A 2,638-nucleotide genomic window follows, 5' to 3' on the forward strand; every position below is an offset into this window, starting at 1 on the left:
TTGGAGAAGATCTTCACCCTCGGTGAGAGCTTTCCGCTGCTTGTGGCCTTGTACAGGTAGATGTCACCGGTGGTCGCCTGACGGGCGATCAGGTCCGCCCGTCCGTCACCGCTGATGTCTCCCGGCGAGGTGAGCACGTTGTACTGGTTCCAGCCCGTGCCCAGCGACGTGTACGCGGTCGACGGCGTCACCGCCGCACCGCACCCGGGCCGGTAGGCGCGCAACGCGCCGCTGCTGAACCGTACGAGCACGTCGTTGCACCGGTCACCGCTCAAGTCGCCGAAGGGCACCGCCTTGACGGTCGTCGGCCAGCCGGAGCCGGTCTTCTTCCCGGTGAGGGTTCCCGCGCCGGTCCCGTACTGGTAGGTCAGGCCGCCCGAGCCGCTCAGTGTCACCACCTCGCCGAAGCCGTCCGGCCCGACGAAGTCCCGCCACGCCGCTGCCGCGCCGGTGACCTTCACCGTCCCCGTCCTCGTCAGCGCCGCGCCCTGTCCGTCCGCGGGAGTCACGGTCAGCGTCCAGGTGTAGGCGCCGTTGGGCACCAGCCGGCCGGAGCCGTCCTTGCCGTTCCACGCCGCGGTCACCACACCGCGCGCCAGACCTCCGGAGAGTGTGCGGACGACCGTACCGCCGGCCTTGCTGCTGATCACGAGCTTCGAGGAGGCCGCGGGCTTGTTCAGCCACCACTTCGGGCTCCACTGCGCGGCGCCGCCCTTGACGTCCACCGAGGTGGCGACGGTGGCGTCGTGCTGGACGAGGGGGGAGACCGGAATGCCGCTGGGGGTCAGGTGGACGGCGTTGTCGGCGCCGTGCTGGGCGATCACACCGGTGTGCGGGTCGACATCCCAGGGACCCCACTCGAACTTGCCGACGGTGTGCGACACCGGCGTCCCGCCGCGGACATCGATCACCGTCAGCTGCCCGTCCGCCACCGTCGCGACGAAGCCGTCACCGAGCTGCGCCGGCTCCCAGACCGAGCCGGAGACAAGCGTGAGATTCCGTTTCGTGACGGTGTCGTAGACGCCCCGGCCCTCCGCGGAGCCCACGCAGGTCCACAGCAGCCACCGCCCGACGGCCTGGAAGCCGTCCAGCAGGCACCCCCTGCCGAACCACACCTCGGTGCCCCGCTGTCCGGTCAGCACGTCGACGGGTACCACGCTGTCGTTGCCGGACGCCAGCCACAGGGTGGTGCCCCACATGGCCCGGACGCGCTCCTTCGTCGTGAACACCGTGCGCCCGGAGTCGAGGTCGACGACCCGGGTCTCCGCCCCGGCGCTGGTGTACGGCATCGTCAGGGCGGCGAAACGGCCGCCGACGGCCGCCACCGACATGTACATGCGGGAGCTGTCGATCCGGGTGCCGGGCAGCGACTGGGTGGCGCCCAGGAGATGGGGCTGCTGGGCCGTGGTCGTGCCGTGGCCCGAGACGATCGTCCGGCCGTCACCGGTGTCATGGAGGCGCGGGCGCTCCTGGCTGAAGTACTCCGGGAGGAGGCTGCCACGGGTCGTGCGTGCACCGACGGTGAGGGAACCGCTCACGCCGTTGTCCCGGGTGTGGAGATACGTCCACTCCCGCGTGGGGTCCTTCTCGAGGGTGTTCAGCCGCCCCTGGGTCAAGGTCAGCTGAGAGACATCGTGGATCACCTCTTGGGGGTGGCCGTCGGCAACCTTGCGCACCGTCAGCCCGCCGTCGGCGGCGGCCTCGACGAGGGAGACCCCCCACTGGTCCGGGCTGGGGCCGCCGGGCACGAGCAGCCCGCCGTCCGGGGTCGGCAGGCCCCTTCCGAGCGACCTGTCCAGCAGCCTCCTGGCGGGGGAGCCGTCCGGTGTGACGGCCTCGACCCGCCACACCGGCAGCCCCAGGTTGTACCGGCCGAGGGAATCGTCGTACCGGGCGACGACGAGTGATTCGCCGATCATGCCCAGCAGCCGCACCTCACCGCTGAGCCGCACCGTTCGCGGGGTGGCGGTCAGGTCCTGGCGGGAGGCGATGGCGACGGAGCCGTAGTCCCGCCACCACAGCAGGTGGGTGGGGGTGAGAACGAAGTCGTACGGGTACTCGTCCGCCCCGTGCGGCAGCGGGATCAGCCGCCCCTGATCGACATCGAGCCAGTCGGTGCGCGCCGCACCGTCCGCGCGGTAGGTCACGACCTGCCCGCGAGGGTCGCCCAGCGCACCGTTGGCCTGTGCCATCCAGGTGATGCCCGCGGGGACCCCCTCCACCACGCGGTCCGAGAAGGAGCCGTCGTCCCGGGTGTCCAGGAGATGCCAGGTGGCGTCGGTGCCCAGCGTTCCCGCCGTCGTCACCACCGTCCACCCGAGGGCGCTGAAGTACTCGTGGCCGACCGGAATCGCGACCGTACGCGACAGACCCGTCGACATGTCCCGCAGCGTCACGTTCCTGGCCGAGTCGTCGTAGCGTGCGACGACATCCGAGCCCACGCCGAATTCGGGGGTGCTGGACGTGCCGGACGCGTCGACGACCGTGTCGACGCCGTCGTAGGTCGTCCACAACCGGCCGCGCCCGTGCTCGTAGCGGAGGAACCCCGAGGGTCCCGCGCCCAGCAGGCTCGTCCGGGGAAGCAGGGCCGTGGTGGCCGGCACGGCCACGTCTGCGGTGACCGGTTCACCGTGCGCGC

At 71.3% G+C, this 2,638-nt stretch carries 1 protein-coding gene; it reads right to left on the minus strand.

Annotation, left to right across the window (positions count from 1 at the left end):
• Positions 1 to 2,638, minus strand: a 2,638-nt coding sequence (locus ACWCPM_RS34680; protein WP_450980241.1) for a FlgD immunoglobulin-like domain containing protein, incomplete at both ends; no start/stop codon positions are given.

This window comes from Streptomyces sp. NPDC002309, from assembly GCF_053593375.1.